The sequence below is a fragment of the Methylobacterium sp. C1 genome (assembly GCF_001854385.1).
GTDB lineage: Bacteria > Pseudomonadota > Alphaproteobacteria > Rhizobiales > Beijerinckiaceae > Methylobacterium > Methylobacterium radiotolerans.
In genome coordinates this window covers 3,605,470-3,619,381 of sequence record NZ_CP017640.1, presented here as the reverse complement: position 1 = coordinate 3,619,381, position 13,912 = coordinate 3,605,470, and the positions used below count along the sequence as shown (strand labels likewise).

The following is a 13,912-nucleotide window of genomic DNA, read 5'->3' as shown; positions in this document are numbered from 1 at the left end:
CGTCTCAGTCGGCGAAGGGTGCCGCCATCGTGCCTACCGGCATCCGCGGGTTGGCGAAGTAGTCCGGCCAGCGGTCGCAGAGGTACAGGATCACGACCAGCACGGTGGCGGTCGCCAGCAGGGAGGCGAGCACCTCCGTGACCTGTACGGCCCACCGTCCGAGTGTCGGAATCGCCACGAGGCCGCCGACGAAGAGTGTGGTCACGATCACGGGTGCGGACATCGAACGAGGCTCCGCGGCGCGGCCCGGGGACGGGTCCATCTCGAACCCTAACGCCGCGCGAGCCCGCGGCGTTACCGATATCGGTTATCGTGAACCATGATAGGCAACCTGAACATCGAGCTGCTGCGCTCGTTCCTGGCGGTCGTCGAGAGCAGCAGCTTCACGGCCGCGGCCCAGGCGCTCGGCCTCCGGCAATCCACCGTGAGCGGGCACATCACGCGGCTGGAGCAGGCTCTCGGTCGGCCGCTCCTGACGCGGGACACGCACCGGGTCGCTCCGACGCCGGACGGCCAGGCCATGATCGGCTTCGCCCGCGAGGTGGTGGACGCGCAGGACCGGCTGCGCGCCTTCTTCTCGCCGGGCGGCCTGCGCGGCCGCATCCGTCTCGGCGTCTCCGAGGACTACACCCTGTCGACCCTGGCGCAGGTGCTGGCCCGCTTCGCCGGTCGGCACGACGCGGTCGATCTCCAGATCACGGTCGGGCTGAGCCGCACCCTCTACCAGGGCTACGACGCGGGCGAGCTCGACGTGATCTTCTGCAAGCGCCGGCGCGGCGATCCGCGCGGAACCTTGGCCTGGACCGAGGACCTGATCTGGACGGGCCGGCCCGGCTTCGTCCCGGATCCGGCCAAGCCCTTGCCCCTTGTGCTCTACCCGCCGCCCTCGATGACCCGCACGCTGGCGCTCGACGCCCTCGAGACGGTGGGCCGGTCCTGGCGGGTGGTATGCACGAGCGGCAGCCTGATGGGCTTGCGGGCCGCCGTCGAGGCCGGCCTGGGCATCGCGCCGCACTCGGCCAAGGTCATGCCGCCAGGTCTCGCGGCGATCCCCGAGGCGGTCGGCCTGCCTCCGCTCGGCGCGGTCGAGTTCGTCGTATTGGGCCCGGGGCGCCAGCACGCGGCGGCGACCGCGCTGCAGGAGACGATCCTGGCGAGCACGGGCGAGCTTCAGGGCGCCGCGCACTAGCTGCGCGCCGCGGCGCGGCGCGGCGTCCGGCTTCGATCCGGCCGGTCCGGCGCGGTCCTTAACGGAATGGCCAGCCTTTTTCCGCACCGTACCGCGAAGCGGTCACAAACGGTTTCGACAAGGACGGCCGGCGGCGCCGGCCTCCGTGTCGTTTCCGGACGGGGCGCGAAACCGCCGCATTTGGCGTGCGGAGACCGTCCTGCGGTGCGCCGGACAGACGCGCGTCGTCGCGGAACATTCGAAGACGGGATGCATGGCCAAGGGTCGGGGCAGGATTGAGCCGAACTTCGACGTGCCCGAGGGGCGCGCGCGGGATCGCGGCGAACTCGACCTGCGCCTGACTCGGGAAGACCGGCCGGGAGCAGGAGACGGCGTGGCGAAGCGATCGGGCGGCGGAGCGCGGCAGCCGAACAAGGCGCCGGCGCGGACCACGGGGCGGGCGAAGGCCTCGGGTCGCGGACGACGTCGGCGTTCCTGGCTCGGCCGCATCGTCTACGGCACCGTCGTCCTCGGCCTCTGGGGGGTGATCGGGCTCGCCGGGCTCATCGCCTACCACGCGTCGCAACTGCCGCCGATCGACCAGCTCGCGGTGCCGAAGCGGCCGCCCAACATCGCCATCCTGGCGAGCGACGGCTCGCTGCTCGCCAATCGCGGCGAGACCGGCGGCCGTGTGGTGTCGATCAAGGAGCTGCCGCCCTACCTGCCGCGCGCCTTCGTGGCGATCGAGGATCGGCGCTTCTACCAGCATTTCGGCGTGGATCCCGTCGGCATCGTCCGGGCCATCGGCCAGAACCTGACCCGTCGCGGCGTGGCGCAGGGCGGCTCGACCCTGACCCAGCAGCTCGCCAAGAACCTGTTCCTGACCCCGGAGCGCTCGGCCTCGCGCAAGATCCAGGAGGCGATCCTCGCGCTCTGGCTCGAGCACAAGTACACCAAGGACGAGATCCTCGAACTCTACCTGAACCGCGTCTATTTCGGCGCCGGCGCCTACGGCGTCGAGGCGGCGGCGCAGCGCTATTTCGGCAAGCCCGCCAAGGAGGTGAGCCTCGCGCAGGCCGCGATGCTCGGCGGGCTCGTGCAGGCGCCCTCGCGCCTCGCCCCGAACCGCAACCTGCCGGCCGCCCAGGCCCGCGCCGCCCAGGTCCTCGCCGCCATGCAGGAGCTGGGCTTCGCGTCGGCGCAGGACGTCAAGGTGGCGCTCGCCCAGCCGGCGAAGCCCGCCAACGCCCGCGGCGGCGGGTCGGCCAACTACGTCGCCGACCTCGTGATGGACGTGCTCGACGATTACGTCGGCAAGTTCGACACCGACATCACGGTCCAGACCACCGTCGATCCCAGCCTCCAGGCGGCGGCCGAGAAGGCGCTGACCGACGAGCTCAACGCGAAGGGGACGCGCTACAACGTCAGCCAGGGCGCCCTGGTCTCGATGCGGCCCGACGGCGCCATCCGCGCCCTGATCGGCGGCCGCGACTACGCGCAGAGCCAGTTCAACCGGGCCACGACCGCCAAGCGTCAGCCCGGCTCCTCGTTCAAGCCGTTCGTCTACCTCGCGGCCGTGGAGCACGGCGCCACGCCCGACACGGTCCGGGAGGACGCGCCGATCCGGATCGGCAACTGGGCGCCGGAGAACTACTCCCACCGCTACGAGGGCCCCGTCACGCTGCGGACGGCGCTCGCCCAGTCGCTCAACACGGTCGCGGTGCGCCTCGGCCAGGAGGTCGGGCCGAAGACCGTGGTCCAGACCGCCCAGCGCCTCGGCATCACCTCGCCGCTCCAGGCCAACGGGTCCATCGCCCTCGGTACGTCCGAGGTCACGCTCCTGGAGATGGTCGGCGCCTACGGGGCCTTCGCCAACGGCGGCATCGGCGTGATCCCGTACGTCGTCACCGCCGTGAAGAGCCAGGACGGGAAGGTGCTCTACAAGCGCTCCGACAACGGTCTGGGCCGGGTCATCGACGCCAACGCCGACGGCATGATGAACGCCATGATGCACGAGACCTTCGTGAGCGGCACCGGCAAGAAGGCCGACATCCCCGGCTGGGACCTCGCGGGGAAGAGCGGCACCACGCAGGATTACCGCGACGCGTGGTTCATGGGCTTCTCGGGCAGCCTCGTGACCGGGGTCTGGCTCGGCAACGACGACGGCGAGCTCACCAAGAAGGTCACCGGCGGCAACCTGCCGGCGGAGATCTGGAAGACCTACATGACCCAGGCGCTGAAGGGGCAGACGCCGGTCCCGCTCCCGGGCCTGAATCGCTGGCGCCGGCAGCCGGAGACGACCGCCTCGGTGGCGAGCGCCGCCCCGGCCGGCCCGGGCGGGCTCCTCGGTCAGATCCTCGGCGAGCCGGAGGCGCCGGCGCCGCGCCAGGCCGCGCCGGCACGGCGCGCCCAGAAGGATGACCGCAACTTCATCGAGAAGCTGTTCGGCATCGGGACTGACGCGCCGCGCCTGCCAGGATCGCGCAAGGGCGCGCGTCGCGGGCGGTGGCCGCCCGCGACGCGCGCCGTCCTGTATCGACCCGACGACCGCGAGTTCCGAACCGCGGCGCGCGCCCGCGCCGGCACTGACAGGGGTACGGGCCTCTATTTGTATAGGCAGCGATTTGGCGCTTCTTAATGCTGCTAATAACCGCTTTTTCAATCTTCGCGGACGTAAGATCGGGTCAACAGTAAGTCCGTGAACCGCAATGGCGCGGCCGGCGGCAGCCCGAACGAGTCCATGCTCCTGCGCGCGACCGCCACAGCGATCCGAGCCCATCTCGACGATCGCGCCTCGCGCCTGATCGCGGTGGGCGGCACGTGCCTGCTGGTCTGCCTGGCCCTGCTCGGCGTCTATCTCTGCCTCGATCTGCGCGACGTCGCCTGGCACAACGCGCGCCGCAACGCGTCGAACCTGCTGGCGGTCATCGAGGAGGGCGTCGGCCACAGCCTGCGGGTCTACGATCTCTCCCTGCAGAACTCCGCGCGCCTCGCGAGCCGCACCGACATCGGGGCCCTGGAGCCGGAGATCCGGCGCTTGGCGCTGTTCGACACGGCGGTGGCGGGGTCCGGGCTCGGTCCGATCGCCGTCACGGACGCGGCCGGCGATGTCCGTCTGACCAGTGATCCGTCCGTTCACGCCCGGCCCAACCTGCGCGCGCTGCCGGAATTCGAGTTCCACCGGTCGAACCCCGATGGCGGCCTGATCCTGTCCGGCCCGACCGTGTCGCGGCTGACCGGGGAGCCGATCATCCGCATGACCCGCCGGATCCGGACGCCGGACGGTTCGTTCGCCGGGATCGTCTCGGGATCGATCAAGCTCGCGCATTTCCAGGCCTTGTTCGAGCGTCTGCACTTCGACGACGGCATCGCCCTGAACGTCTTCCACCGGGACGGAACGCTCCTGATCCGGGCGCCGGCCCTCCCGCAGGCGCTCGGCCTGAGCATCAGCGCGAGCACGGGCTACAAGATGTACCGGGCCACGCCGCGCGGCGAGTTCCAGGGGCGCTCGTTCCTGGACGGCGTCGAGCGGGTCTACAGCTTCGCCGACCTCGGCGACCTGCCGCTGATCGTGACCGTGGCGACGGATGTCGACAGCATCCGCGGCGTCTGGATCTACAAGGCCGCGATCGTCGGCGTCCTGATCCTGTGCCTCTGCGGCCTGTCCTTCGGCCTGACGGTCCTGCTGCACCGGGAGGTGGGGCGCCATGTGGCCGCCGAGGCCTCCACCCGCGAGGCGAACGCCGCGCTCGCCGTGCTCGCGCGGACCGACGGCCTGACCGGCCTGCCGAACCGGCGCAGCTACGACGAGCACTTCGCCGTGGAGTGGAAGCGGGCCGTCCAGCTCCGGACACCCCTGGCGCTGATGATCGTCGATGCCGACCACTTCAAGCAGTTCAACGACCGCTTCGGCCACCAGCGCGGCGACGAGGTGCTGAGGGCGGTGGCGGACTGCCTGCAGCGGACCCTCGATACCGCCGGGCTCAGCTTCCGGATCGGCGGCGAGGAGTTCGTCGCCCTGCTGCCGGGCCTCGACGCGACGGCCGCCAGCGTCGCGGCGGAGCGCATCCGCCGCGCCGTGGTGAACCTCCGCATCCCCCACGCCCCGGAGGTCGGGGGCAGCGCCACGGTGAGCATCGGCGTCGCCAGCGCAGATCCCGGCGGCGGCGATCCGCCCGAGGGCCTGTTCCCGGCGGCGGACGCGGCCCTCTACGCGGCCAAGAAGGCCGGCCGCGACCGCGTCCGGGCCGCCGCGCCGGCCGATCCCGTGACCCTGGCGCTGCGGGCCTGAGCCGGCCCGCTCTCAGAGCATCGGCAGCATCCGGGGGCGCGGACCCCGTGGGAAATGCGCGTCGATCAGGGCGATCTCGGCCGCGCCGAGGTGCAGGTCCGCCGCGCCGGCATTCGCAACGGCCCGGTCCGGGCGACCGGTCTTGGGGATCGTGAACGTGCCCGGCAGCCGGGTCAGGTAGGCGAGGGCCACCGCGTAGGGCGTCGTGCCGTGGTTCTGCGCGATGCCCGCCAGCACGCGGCCGCCGGCGCTGGCCGGATCGGGGAAATCGCCGCTGCCGAAGGGCGAGTAGCCCACCATCGCGACGCCGTGCTTCTCGCACCAGGGATGCACGGCGTGCTCGATGGCCCGCTCGTTCAGGTGGTAGAGGACCTGATTGCACGCGATCCGGTCCGGCCCCGCGATGGCGAGGGCGCGGTCGAGATCCTCGACGTCGAAGTTGCTGACGCCCCAGGACAGGATCTTGCCCGCCCGGCGCAGGTCCTCGAAGCCGGCGATCGTCTCCTCGAGCGGGTGCTGGCCCGGCCAGTGCAGCAGGTAGCAGTCCAGCCGGTCCGTCCGCAGGCGCCGGAGCGACGCCTCGCAGGCCCGCGCGACGCCCCGGCGCGTCGCGTTGCCCGGCACCACCTTCGAGACGAGGAACACCTCCTCGCGGCAATCCGCGACGGCGGCGGCGACGATCGCCTCCGCGTCGCCGTACATCTCCGCGGTGTCGATATGGGTCATGCCGGCGTCGATCCCGGCCCGCAGTGCCCGGATCGCGTCCGCGCGATCCGAACTGTCGATGTGCCACGTGCCCTGGCCGATGACCGGCACAGAGACGCGCGTCGCGCCGAAGCTCCTGGCGTACATGGCAGCGCTCCCTCTTCGCTGTCACAGGGGTTGCAGGCGGCGGTCCGGTCGTGTCCCGGGCCGCCGGCGTATCACGGCTCGGCCGTGCAACAACCCGGCACGCCTTACTCGCGCCATCTTGGGGCGTTGAGCAATGGCATGCGGCCTCCCGCGGCGCTAAACTTTGGGCCCATACCCGAAGTCCGGCGGCGCGGGCTTGCCGAGCCTGCGCTGCCCCGCGCAGCGCCGCCGCGCAGGGCCACGCGACACCCGGACCCGCGCACGGTCCGTCGGCTGGCCCTGCTGGAGATGCGTCGATGCTGCCGGCCCACCGGATATTCTGGGGTCTGATCCTGCTGGCGGCGGCCGGCGCGGGGTTGCTCTACAACATCATCTTCGCGGCCGGAGCCTCGCCGCTCGCCGGATTCACCTACGGCCTCTGCATGGGCGCCACGGTGCTGGCCTTCGACCGCGGGCTGATCCTGGCCGGGCTGCAGGCGCGGATCCGCCGGCTGCCGGCCTGGCTCTACGTGCTGGCCGCGGAACTCGCCTACGTGCTGATGATCATGGCGGGCAACGCGCTGGGCGGCCTGGTCGTCTGGGCGTTCGCCCTGACACCGGACGACCTCACGACCGCGACCCGCATGACGGCGCGGGTCCTGGCCTACGCCCTGGCGGTGTCGGGCCTGCTGGTCTTCGTCATCCGGATGCGCGACCTGATCGGCGGCGAGGTGTTCGTGAACTTCATGATCGGCCGCTACCACAAGCCGGTGGCGGAGGAGCGGGTCTTCCTGTTCCTCGACGTCGTCGGCTCCACGGCCTTCGCGGAGACTCACGGCGACCTCCGCGCGCAGGAATATCTCAGCGCGGTGTTCGCGACGCTCGCCGAGCCGGTGCGGCGCAACGGCGGCTCGGTGGACGACTACGTCGGCGATCTCGCCATGGTGACGTGGCCGATGGCCCGCGGCCTGAAGGACGCGCGCTGCGTGACCTGCGTGTTCGAGGTGCTCGACCGGATCGAGGCGGACGCCGCGGCCTGGCAAGCCCGGTTCGGCACGGTGCCGCGGCTGCGGGCGGCCCTGCACGGCGGCTCGGTGGTCACGGCCGAAGTCGGGGTCGACCGCCACAAGATCGCGTATTTCGGCGACGCCGTGAACGTGACCTCGCGCATCGAGGCCCTGTGCCGCCCCCTCGGCGTCGGCATCCTGATCTCGCAGGATCTCCTCAACCGCCTGCCGCGCCTGCCGGCCGGGGTGCGGGCGCGGTCCCTCGGCGCCCACGCGCTCCGCGGCCGCGGTGCGCCGCTGTCCGTCGCGACGCTGGAGCGCGGGCCCGCCGAGACCGCACCGGTGGCGGACCTGCCGCCCCGGCGCGCCGCGGTCGCCCGCTGATGTCCGGGTCGAGCACCGCGCGGGCGAACGCCCTGATCGCCGTGAAGATGGCGCTGCGCTTCGGGCTGCCGCTGATCGGACTCGTCGTCTTCGGCCGCGCCATCGTGCTGTCGGTGGGCGGCGATATCGAGCACGGGCAGTTCGCCCTGGGCGTGCTCCTCATCCTGGCAGGCTTCACCTCGAAGCTGGTACCCCGCCCATGAGTGTCGCACCGCGCCCGCCGATCTACCTCGACGCCGACGCCTGCCCGGTCAAGGACGAGACCTACCGGGTCGCCGAACGCTACGGCCTGACCGTCCACGTCGTCGCCAACAGCGTGCTGAACCTTCCGCGCGAGCCCTGGATCGAGCGGGTGGTCGTCGGCCCGGAACTCGATGCCGCCGACGACTGGATCGCCGCGCGGGCCGGGCCCGGGAGCATCGTGCTCACCGCCGACGTCCCGCTGGCCGCGCGCTGCGTGAAGGCCGGGGCCACGGTCCTGGCGTTCACCGGCAAGCCGTTCAGCGAGGCCGGGATCGGTCTCGCCCTCGCCACCCGCGACTTGATGCAATCGTTGCGCGAAGCCGGCACCATCACGGGCGGGCCGAAGCCCTTCTCGCGCGCCGATCGGTCGGCCTTCCTGTCAGCCCTCGACCGGGCGGTGAACCGGATCCTTCGCGAGCGGCCGAAGCCGGTCTGAGCGCCTGTTCCGGGATCGAGGGCTTCCTGGCCCGACGGCCTTCAGGCCTCGGCCGCCGGGACGAGGGCCTTGAGCGCCTCGTTGATGCGGTCCTGCCAGCCCGGCCCGTCCTTCTGGAAATGGGCGAGCACGGCGCTGTCGAGGCGCAGGCTCACCACTTCCCGCGAGCCCGGGATCGCAGCCGGCCGCGGCGCCGCCTGCGGCGGCGGGGCGGCGGGCTTCGGACTGGTGGCGGCCCGGAACGCCGCCTCGGCTGCCGCGCGCGGGTCGCTGAAGCGGCGGCGATTGCGGTCTTCGGCCATCGACCTCTAGCCCTTCGCGGTCGTCTTCTTCGGCGCGGCCTTCTTCGCGCTGCCCTTGGCGGCCGCCTTGGCTTCCTTCTCGGCCGCCTTGGCCTGCGCGTCCGCGGCCTCCTTGGCGAGCCGGAGCGAGCGCAGCCGCACGGTCCGCTCGTCCATCGCCTTGATGGCCGCGTGGTGCTCCGCCATCGCCTGGGCGCCCTCACGAGCCATGCGCTCCGCCCGTTCCGCGCGCTCGGCGCGGTTCTCGGCGCGGGTCTTGGCTTCCGCCTCCGCGTCGCGGGTGGCATTCACCTCGTCGAGGTCGTACTCAGTGTCGTCGCTCATCCTGTCCCTTTCACCCCGGCTCGACGGATCCGACCCGGCGCAGCCTGCGCGGGACGGGGTCTGAGCGGGTCCGGCCTGTTCGAGGGGCGGAGGGCAAGGCCGGATCGGCGCCCTCCCGCATCGCCGTCAGGCGCGCGGGGAGGGCAGGTTGACGAAGGCTTTAGCATGCCCGCGCGGCCGATGGCGAATCCGGATCGCCGGCCGGGACGGACGGCGCACACTATTCGTACGCGTCCGCTGGACGATCCGGACCGCGCCCATGTTCAGCCGAGTGGAATCGGGCCCGATCGTCGCCCGATCAACGCACGCGGAAGTTGAGCGGAATGGAGATCGAGAGGCTCGACTGCGTCACGCCCGCGGGTGCGGCCGGCATGGAGCCGCGCACCGCCGCGAGGGCGGCGCTGTCGATCTGGCCGATCCCGCTGGAGCGGGCCACGCCCGCTCCCGTCACCTGACCCGAGCGCATCACGGTGAACCGCACCACCGCGGTCCCGCCGCCGGTGCCGACGGCCGCGTTCACGTTCATCCGGCTGTGGATCGTCGCGCTGATCGCGCCCTGCCACTGCCGCATGGCGCTCGGATCGTTGCCCGCGGCGGCCCGGCCGGCCGCGTTCTCGCGCGAGGCCGACGCCGAACTCCGCTCGGCGCCCGCCCGGGCCTTGGCCTCGCGGGCCTTGGCCTCGCGCGCGGCCTTGGCCTTCGCCTCGCGGATCTCCTCCAGGCGCTCCTGCCGGGCCTCCTCGCGCTTCTGCTCGCGGAGCTTCTCCTCCCGGATCTTGCGCAGCTTGGCTTCCCGTTCCGCCTTCAGCTTGGCCGGATCGGGCGTCGGCTTCGGCGGCTCCACGGACTTCGCGACCTCCGTGGGCGGCGGTGCCAGCGGCTCGGCGGCCTCGGACGCGGAGGTGATGACCTGGCTCTGCGCCTCGACGGGCTGAGCCTCCTGCGGCATCTCGACCGCCTGGGTGTCCTCCGGCTTCACCTCGGTCATCTCGGTCGGCGGCGGCTGGACGGCCTCGTCCGGCGGCGCGTCCACCGGCTTCGTCTCCGGAGGGGCCTCCTGGCTCATCTGCTGCTCCGCCGGCGCCTCGGTGGCCGCGTCGGTCATGAGCGGCGCGAGGTCGACGGTGATCTGCTGCTCGCCGGGCGGTGCGGGCGGGGAGAGCCGCAGGAACATCACCGCGGCGAGCACGCAGGCGTGCAGGCCCAGGGCAACCAGGAAGGCGGCGAGCAGCCCGGACGGGCGGCGCTCGCCGAGACCGGCCGGCATATCCGTCGACGTGTAGGTGCTCATCGGGTCAGCGCGCGGTCCCTGCGGGGGCGGCGGCGGGCGAGGCCGGAGCGGCGCCGCCGGGCGACTGCGCGATCAGCGACACCTTGGTGAAGCCGGCCTGCCCGACGAGGCCCATGACCTCCATGACCTTGCCGTAGGGCACGTCGCGGTCGCCGCGCACGAGGATGACCTGGTCCTTGTCGGCGGCGGCCATCTCGCGCAGGCGCGGCACGATGCTCTCCATCGTGAACACCTCCTTGGCGATGGACGGGTTGCCGTCCTTGTCGACCGTCACCTCGGCGGGCTTCTTCGACTGCGCGACCTTGGGGGCCGCGGTCTTCGGCAGCTGGACCGGAACGCCGGTGGTCATCAGCGGCGCGGCGACCATGAAGATGATCAGCAGCACGAGCATCACGTCGACCATCGGGGTGACGTTGATGTCGGACATCGGCACGTCGTCGAGGTCGTCGTCGTCGTTCGCGCGAATGGATCCCATCGCCATGGGGCGTCTCCGGTACCTTTACGTTCGGCTCTCTGGGGGCGGGCGCCGGTCGCTCTACTCGGCGGCCGCGCGGTGGGCGCCGGCGCGGTCGCGCGCGAGGCGGTTGCCCAGGACCGAGATGTAGGACGAGAAGGTGCTCTGGATGCCGCTCACGTCGCTCGCGAGCTTGTTGTAGGCCATCACCGCCGGGATCGCGACGACGAGACCGATCGCGGTCGCGAACAGGGCTTCCGCGATGCCCGGCGCCACCACGGCGAGCGAGGTGTCCTGGCTGCGGGCGATGGACGAGAACGAGTTCATGATGCCCCAGACGGTGCCGAACAGCCCGACGAACGGGGCCGTGGAGCCCGAGGTCGCCAGCAGCGACAGGCCGGTGCGCAGGCGCTTCACCTCGATGGTGAGGGCGCCCTTCATCGCCCGCTCGATGCGGTCGCGGCGCTCGGCCCGGGTCTCGGAGGAATCCTGATCGCGCCACGCGTCGATCGCCGCCTTCACCACGTGGCCGGCGATGCCGCGATGCTCGCCGTCGAGGCTGCCGCCGGAGCGGACCAAGTTCGCGAAGGCCTTGGCCTGGCGCCGCGCGGCGGCGAGCCGGATCACCTTCTCGAACACCACCGTCCAGCAGGCGATCGAGGCGATCACCAGCAGGATCATCACGCCCTTCACGATCGGGTCGGCCTGCAGGAACAGGCCGAGGAACGAGAAGTCGTGGGCCGCCTCGATCGGGGCTTGTGTCGGGTCCATCGCGGGCTCCTGGCGTCCTGGTCTCACGCGGCCTTGCGCCGCCATCGTCTCGGGGTGCGGCGAAAGCCGCAGGCCGCCCGGCGGCCCTCGCCGCCGGGCGGTTTGGTCTCGTCGACCGTCACACCACCTGCATCAGCGGTCGAACGGGAGGCCGGCCTTGCTGTCGGTCTCGGTCCGCTCGAGGCAGGCCTCGCGGCCGGCGTCGCCGCCGTCGCAGGTCAGAACGTCGTTCAGGAGGACGCGACCGACCTTGTTGCAGGCGATGCCGGGGAAATCGAAGATCTTCACGGTGGTCTTCTTCGGCGGCAGCGGACCGAGCTCGACGGCCACCCGCTTCTGCGCGACGCCCTCGGGGTCGAACGCGAAGAGATCCACCTTGTAGGACTTGAGGCCGGACCCCTTGTTGTCGATCACCATGGTGATCCGGCAGGCCTCGCCCGCGGTCTCGACCTTGTTGAGCTGCAGCTTGATCGGCGCCTTCTCGGACGCGTCCTGCGCCAGGGCCGACACGACGAAGAGCGCCGAGAGCGCGAAGCAGGCCGCCGTGTCGAGGGCGATGCGCCCGATCCGACGGCGGTACAGGGGAGCGCGCAGGGCAAGCACCGTGACCAAATCCTCTTCGAGTTTGCGCCGGCCGCCGGCTTTCGCCGCGCGGACCGGGTTGGCGGGGAGCGGGATCAGTGCAGCACCGTTCCGGCGGGGCAGGTGGCCGGGGCGAGGCGCTCGGCCGCCGCGTCCAGCGGCCCGACCGCGGCGCGGACCGCCGCCACGAGGCGCGGCGCCGCGTCCTGGCCGGTGATCTCGGCCGCGGCCGCCTCGAGATCCGCCCAGAGTCGCTGGCGGCCCCGGTTGATCAGCTTCACCAGCGCGCATTCGTGGCCGGTCACGCGGCAGCAGCTCGCCGGCATGAATGACCAGTCGCCGTCGCGCTCCGCGCGCAGCGCCCGGATGATCGCGACCACGCAGGCGACGAAGCGGCAGCCCTCCGTCGGGCCGAGCAGCTGCTCGGCACCGTCGAAGGCCGCATTCCAGCAGGCGACGTCGCTGGTCATGTAGCCGGCCGCCACGAAACGGGCCACCGACAGGGCCAGGATATCGGCCTCGTCGCCGCACACGTCGGCGACGCGCCGCATCGCCGCATGGTCCGACGGGGTCATGGGCGTGCTCACGGCTCCGGTGCCTCGCGTCGCGTAAAAAGATCGCGGCGATCAATCTCGGAAGCCGGATCGTCGCCTGTCGCGGCAGTATCCAGGCCCGCTGTCCGGATCAAGGCCCGAAGAGAAAATCAGAGCAGTTCCAAACTGTTAGAAGAAAGCGTGGCTGTTCGGGCCTTTGCCTATCGATCCCGCAAATTTTTGCCTAAACATCCCGGATATACGCGCTGCACAGGCGTCCGGCGAAACCGGCCTCCTCCCTTGATGGCCCGGAAGGCCTTGGCCATATCTCCGTGTTGCCGGCGTCGTCGCGTCCGGCGGAGCGCTGCCTCGAGCGGGCTCCTGTCGACGAGGTGCTCAGGCATCCCGGGATTGCGGCAGATCCCGGGGTCGGAGGCTTCGCTTTCTGGATGATGGCCGCGATGACCCGATCCTCGCCCTTCGGGCACCCGTTCCTGCTCGGCTTCGACGAGATCGAGCAGGCCCTCGACCGGGTCTCCAAGGCCGCCAACGACGGCTACCCGCCCTACAACATCGAGCGTCTGCCCCGCACCGAGAGCGAGCCCGAGCGCCTCCGGATCACCCTGGCGGTGGCCGGCTTCACCCGCGATCAGCTGGACGTGATGCTGGAGGAGAGCCAGCTCGTCGTGCGCGGCCGGCAGGTGGACGAGCGCGAGCGGCACTTCCTCCACCGCGGCATCGCGGCGCGCCAGTTCCAGCGGGCCTTCCTGCTCGCGGACGGCATGGAGGTCCTCGGCGCCGACCTCGCCAACGGCCTCCTGTCGATCGACCTGGTCCGGCCGGAGCCGGACCGCATCGTGCGCAAGATCGATATCGGGGCCCGCGGCTGAGGCCGACCGATTGATTGGCCGGCGCGGATCCCCACATCAGGGTCGAGCCGCCGGTGCCTTCAGGATCGGCGGTGGACGCTCTGCCACCCCAGGAGGGCTTGATGACCGTTCTGAACCCGTCTCCCCTGACCCCCGCCGATCTCGACCCGGCGGAGTTCCAGCCCGCCGATCTCGCGGCGCTGGGCGAGGGGCACATCGCCTACGTCCGGCCGATCCGGTCCGACGAGGTCCGCCGCTTCTTCCCGCAGGCTCCCGAGCTGACGCCCGGCCTCGACCTGTTCGCCCTGCTGTCGGCGAGCGGCGCCCCGATCATGCTCGCCGATTCGCGGGATGTCGTCCTGGCCAACGCCGCGGCGCACGACCTGCAGCCCGTCAGCCTGCACTGACCGGCCCGACCCGGGGCCC

16 protein-coding genes and 1 pseudogene are annotated in these 13,912 nt (G+C 71.7%); 8 read left to right on the top strand and 9 right to left on the bottom strand.

Going from position 1 to position 13,912, the window contains the following annotated elements:
* Positions 1-4 precede the first annotated feature (4 nt).
* A complete protein-coding gene (locus tag BKE41_RS16825) occupies positions 5-223 on the bottom strand; it encodes a hypothetical protein (RefSeq protein WP_012320123.1) in 219 nt (72 codons plus the stop codon).
* Between the two features lie 96 nt (positions 224-319).
* On the opposite strand from BKE41_RS16825, the gene BKE41_RS16820 reads away from it, so the two are divergent.
* The 3 genes and pseudogenes from BKE41_RS16820 (at position 320) to BKE41_RS16810 (ending at position 5,459) form a co-directional block, all read left to right on the top strand.
* Positions 320-1,189 carry a LysR substrate-binding domain-containing protein gene (locus BKE41_RS16820; protein ID WP_199825796.1) on the top strand — a complete coding sequence of 290 codons (870 nt, stop codon included), beginning with the start codon at positions 320-322 and terminating at the stop codon, positions 1,187-1,189.
* A gap of 253 nt (positions 1,190-1,442) precedes the next feature.
* Positions 1,443-3,623: pseudogene (locus BKE41_RS16815) on the top strand (transglycosylase domain-containing protein); the annotation flags it as partial.
* A gap of 243 nt (positions 3,624-3,866) precedes the next feature.
* On the top strand, positions 3,867-5,459 hold the full coding sequence (locus tag BKE41_RS16810) for a sensor domain-containing diguanylate cyclase (protein ID WP_245295796.1): 1,593 nt from the start codon (positions 3,867-3,869) through the stop codon (positions 5,457-5,459).
* A 12-nt stretch (positions 5,460-5,471) separates the two neighbouring features.
* Here BKE41_RS16810 and BKE41_RS16805 read toward each other — a convergent pair whose 3' ends face one another.
* On the bottom strand, positions 5,472-6,311 hold the full coding sequence (locus BKE41_RS16805) for an aldo/keto reductase (RefSeq protein WP_070999858.1): 840 nt from the start codon (positions 6,309-6,311) through the stop codon (positions 5,472-5,474).
* A 296-nt stretch (positions 6,312-6,607) separates the two neighbouring features.
* Between BKE41_RS16805 and BKE41_RS16800 the strand changes: the two genes are divergently transcribed.
* Genes BKE41_RS16800 through BKE41_RS16790 form a run of 3 tightly spaced genes read left to right on the top strand, consistent with a single transcriptional unit; the run spans position 6,608 to position 8,360 of the window.
* The gene (locus BKE41_RS16800; RefSeq protein ID WP_024829488.1) at positions 6,608-7,681 is read left to right on the top strand and encodes an adenylate/guanylate cyclase domain-containing protein; all 1,074 of its coding nucleotides are present in this window, start codon (positions 6,608-6,610) and stop codon (positions 7,679-7,681) included.
* The gene (locus BKE41_RS16795) at positions 7,681-7,884 is read left to right on the top strand and encodes a hypothetical protein (RefSeq protein ID WP_012320117.1); all 204 of its coding nucleotides are present in this window, start codon (positions 7,681-7,683) and stop codon (positions 7,882-7,884) included. Before BKE41_RS16800 ends, BKE41_RS16795 begins: the two co-directional genes overlap by 1 nt.
* Positions 7,881-8,360 (top strand): YaiI/YqxD family protein, encoded by a 480-nt coding sequence (locus BKE41_RS16790; protein ID WP_012320116.1) that lies wholly within the window; start codon positions 7,881-7,883, stop codon positions 8,358-8,360. Before BKE41_RS16795 ends, BKE41_RS16790 begins: the two co-directional genes overlap by 4 nt.
* Positions 8,361-8,401: 41 nt before the next feature.
* Here the strand turns inward: BKE41_RS16790 and BKE41_RS16785 are convergent, their stop codons facing one another.
* From BKE41_RS16785 to BKE41_RS16755, 7 genes are all read right to left on the bottom strand, one after another.
* Entirely contained in the window at positions 8,402-8,662 is a 261-nt protein-coding gene (locus BKE41_RS16785) for a BrnA antitoxin family protein (RefSeq protein ID WP_012320115.1), read from the bottom strand.
* A gap of 6 nt (positions 8,663-8,668) precedes the next feature.
* Positions 8,669-8,986 carry a hypothetical protein gene (locus tag BKE41_RS16780; protein WP_012320114.1) on the bottom strand — a complete coding sequence of 106 codons (318 nt, stop codon included), beginning with the start codon at positions 8,984-8,986 and terminating at the stop codon, positions 8,669-8,671.
* Positions 8,987-9,284: 298 nt separating this feature from the next.
* The gene (locus BKE41_RS16775) at positions 9,285-10,277 is read right to left on the bottom strand and encodes an energy transducer TonB (RefSeq protein ID WP_070999857.1); all 993 of its coding nucleotides are present in this window, start codon (positions 10,275-10,277) and stop codon (positions 9,285-9,287) included.
* Positions 10,278-10,281: 4 nt separating this feature from the next.
* Positions 10,282-10,758, bottom strand: a complete 477-nt coding sequence (locus BKE41_RS16770) for an ExbD/TolR family protein (RefSeq protein WP_012320112.1) — start codon at positions 10,756-10,758, stop codon at positions 10,282-10,284.
* A 54-nt stretch (positions 10,759-10,812) separates the two neighbouring features.
* Positions 10,813-11,502 (bottom strand): MotA/TolQ/ExbB proton channel family protein, encoded by a 690-nt coding sequence (locus tag BKE41_RS16765; protein WP_012320111.1) that lies wholly within the window; start codon positions 11,500-11,502, stop codon positions 10,813-10,815.
* Positions 11,503-11,634: 132 nt separating this feature from the next.
* On the bottom strand, positions 11,635-12,105 hold the full coding sequence (locus BKE41_RS16760) for a hypothetical protein (RefSeq protein WP_029357739.1): 471 nt from the start codon (positions 12,103-12,105) through the stop codon (positions 11,635-11,637).
* 74 nt (positions 12,106-12,179) lie between these two features.
* Complete coding sequence (locus BKE41_RS16755; protein ID WP_012320109.1) at positions 12,180-12,659, bottom strand: hypothetical protein; 480 nt, start codon at positions 12,657-12,659, stop codon at positions 12,180-12,182.
* A 419-nt stretch (positions 12,660-13,078) separates the two neighbouring features.
* On the opposite strand from BKE41_RS16755, the gene BKE41_RS16750 reads away from it, so the two are divergent.
* The gene (locus BKE41_RS16750; RefSeq protein WP_012320108.1) at positions 13,079-13,507 is read left to right on the top strand and encodes an Hsp20 family protein; all 429 of its coding nucleotides are present in this window, start codon (positions 13,079-13,081) and stop codon (positions 13,505-13,507) included.
* Positions 13,508-13,608: 101 nt separating this feature from the next.
* On the top strand, positions 13,609-13,893 hold the full coding sequence (locus BKE41_RS16745) for a DUF1150 domain-containing protein (RefSeq protein WP_024829492.1): 285 nt from the start codon (positions 13,609-13,611) through the stop codon (positions 13,891-13,893).
* The last annotated feature ends 19 nt before the right edge of the window (positions 13,894-13,912 follow it).

Bases quoted from the DNA above. Each gene is read 5' to 3' on its own strand.
- BKE41_RS16775 (WP_070999857.1), bottom strand. From the start codon at position 10,277: ATGAGCACCTACACGTCGACGGATATGCCGGCCGGTCTCGGCGAGCGC.
- BKE41_RS16795 (WP_012320117.1), top strand. From the start codon at position 7,681: ATGTCCGGGTCGAGCACCGCGCGGGCGAACGCCCTGATCGCCGTGAAG.
- BKE41_RS16785 (WP_012320115.1), bottom strand. From the start codon at position 8,662: ATGGCCGAAGACCGCAATCGCCGCCGCTTCAGCGACCCGCGCGCGGCA.
- BKE41_RS16800 (WP_024829488.1), top strand. From the start codon at position 6,608: ATGCTGCCGGCCCACCGGATATTCTGGGGTCTGATCCTGCTGGCGGCG.
- BKE41_RS16780 (WP_012320114.1), bottom strand. From the start codon at position 8,986: ATGAGCGACGACACTGAGTACGACCTCGACGAGGTGAATGCCACCCGC.
- BKE41_RS16750 (WP_012320108.1), top strand. From the start codon at position 13,079: ATGACCCGATCCTCGCCCTTCGGGCACCCGTTCCTGCTCGGCTTCGAC.
- BKE41_RS16820 (WP_199825796.1), top strand. From the start codon at position 320: ATGATAGGCAACCTGAACATCGAGCTGCTGCGCTCGTTCCTGGCGGTC.
- BKE41_RS16825 (WP_012320123.1), bottom strand. From the start codon at position 223: ATGTCCGCACCCGTGATCGTGACCACACTCTTCGTCGGCGGCCTCGTG.
- BKE41_RS16790 (WP_012320116.1), top strand. From the start codon at position 7,881: ATGAGTGTCGCACCGCGCCCGCCGATCTACCTCGACGCCGACGCCTGC.
- BKE41_RS16755 (WP_012320109.1), bottom strand. From the start codon at position 12,659: ATGACCCCGTCGGACCATGCGGCGATGCGGCGCGTCGCCGACGTGTGC.
- BKE41_RS16805 (WP_070999858.1), bottom strand. From the start codon at position 6,311: ATGTACGCCAGGAGCTTCGGCGCGACGCGCGTCTCTGTGCCGGTCATC.
- BKE41_RS16745 (WP_024829492.1), top strand. From the start codon at position 13,609: ATGACCGTTCTGAACCCGTCTCCCCTGACCCCCGCCGATCTCGACCCG.
- BKE41_RS16770 (WP_012320112.1), bottom strand. From the start codon at position 10,758: ATGGCGATGGGATCCATTCGCGCGAACGACGACGACGACCTCGACGAC.
- BKE41_RS16765 (WP_012320111.1), bottom strand. From the start codon at position 11,502: ATGGACCCGACACAAGCCCCGATCGAGGCGGCCCACGACTTCTCGTTC.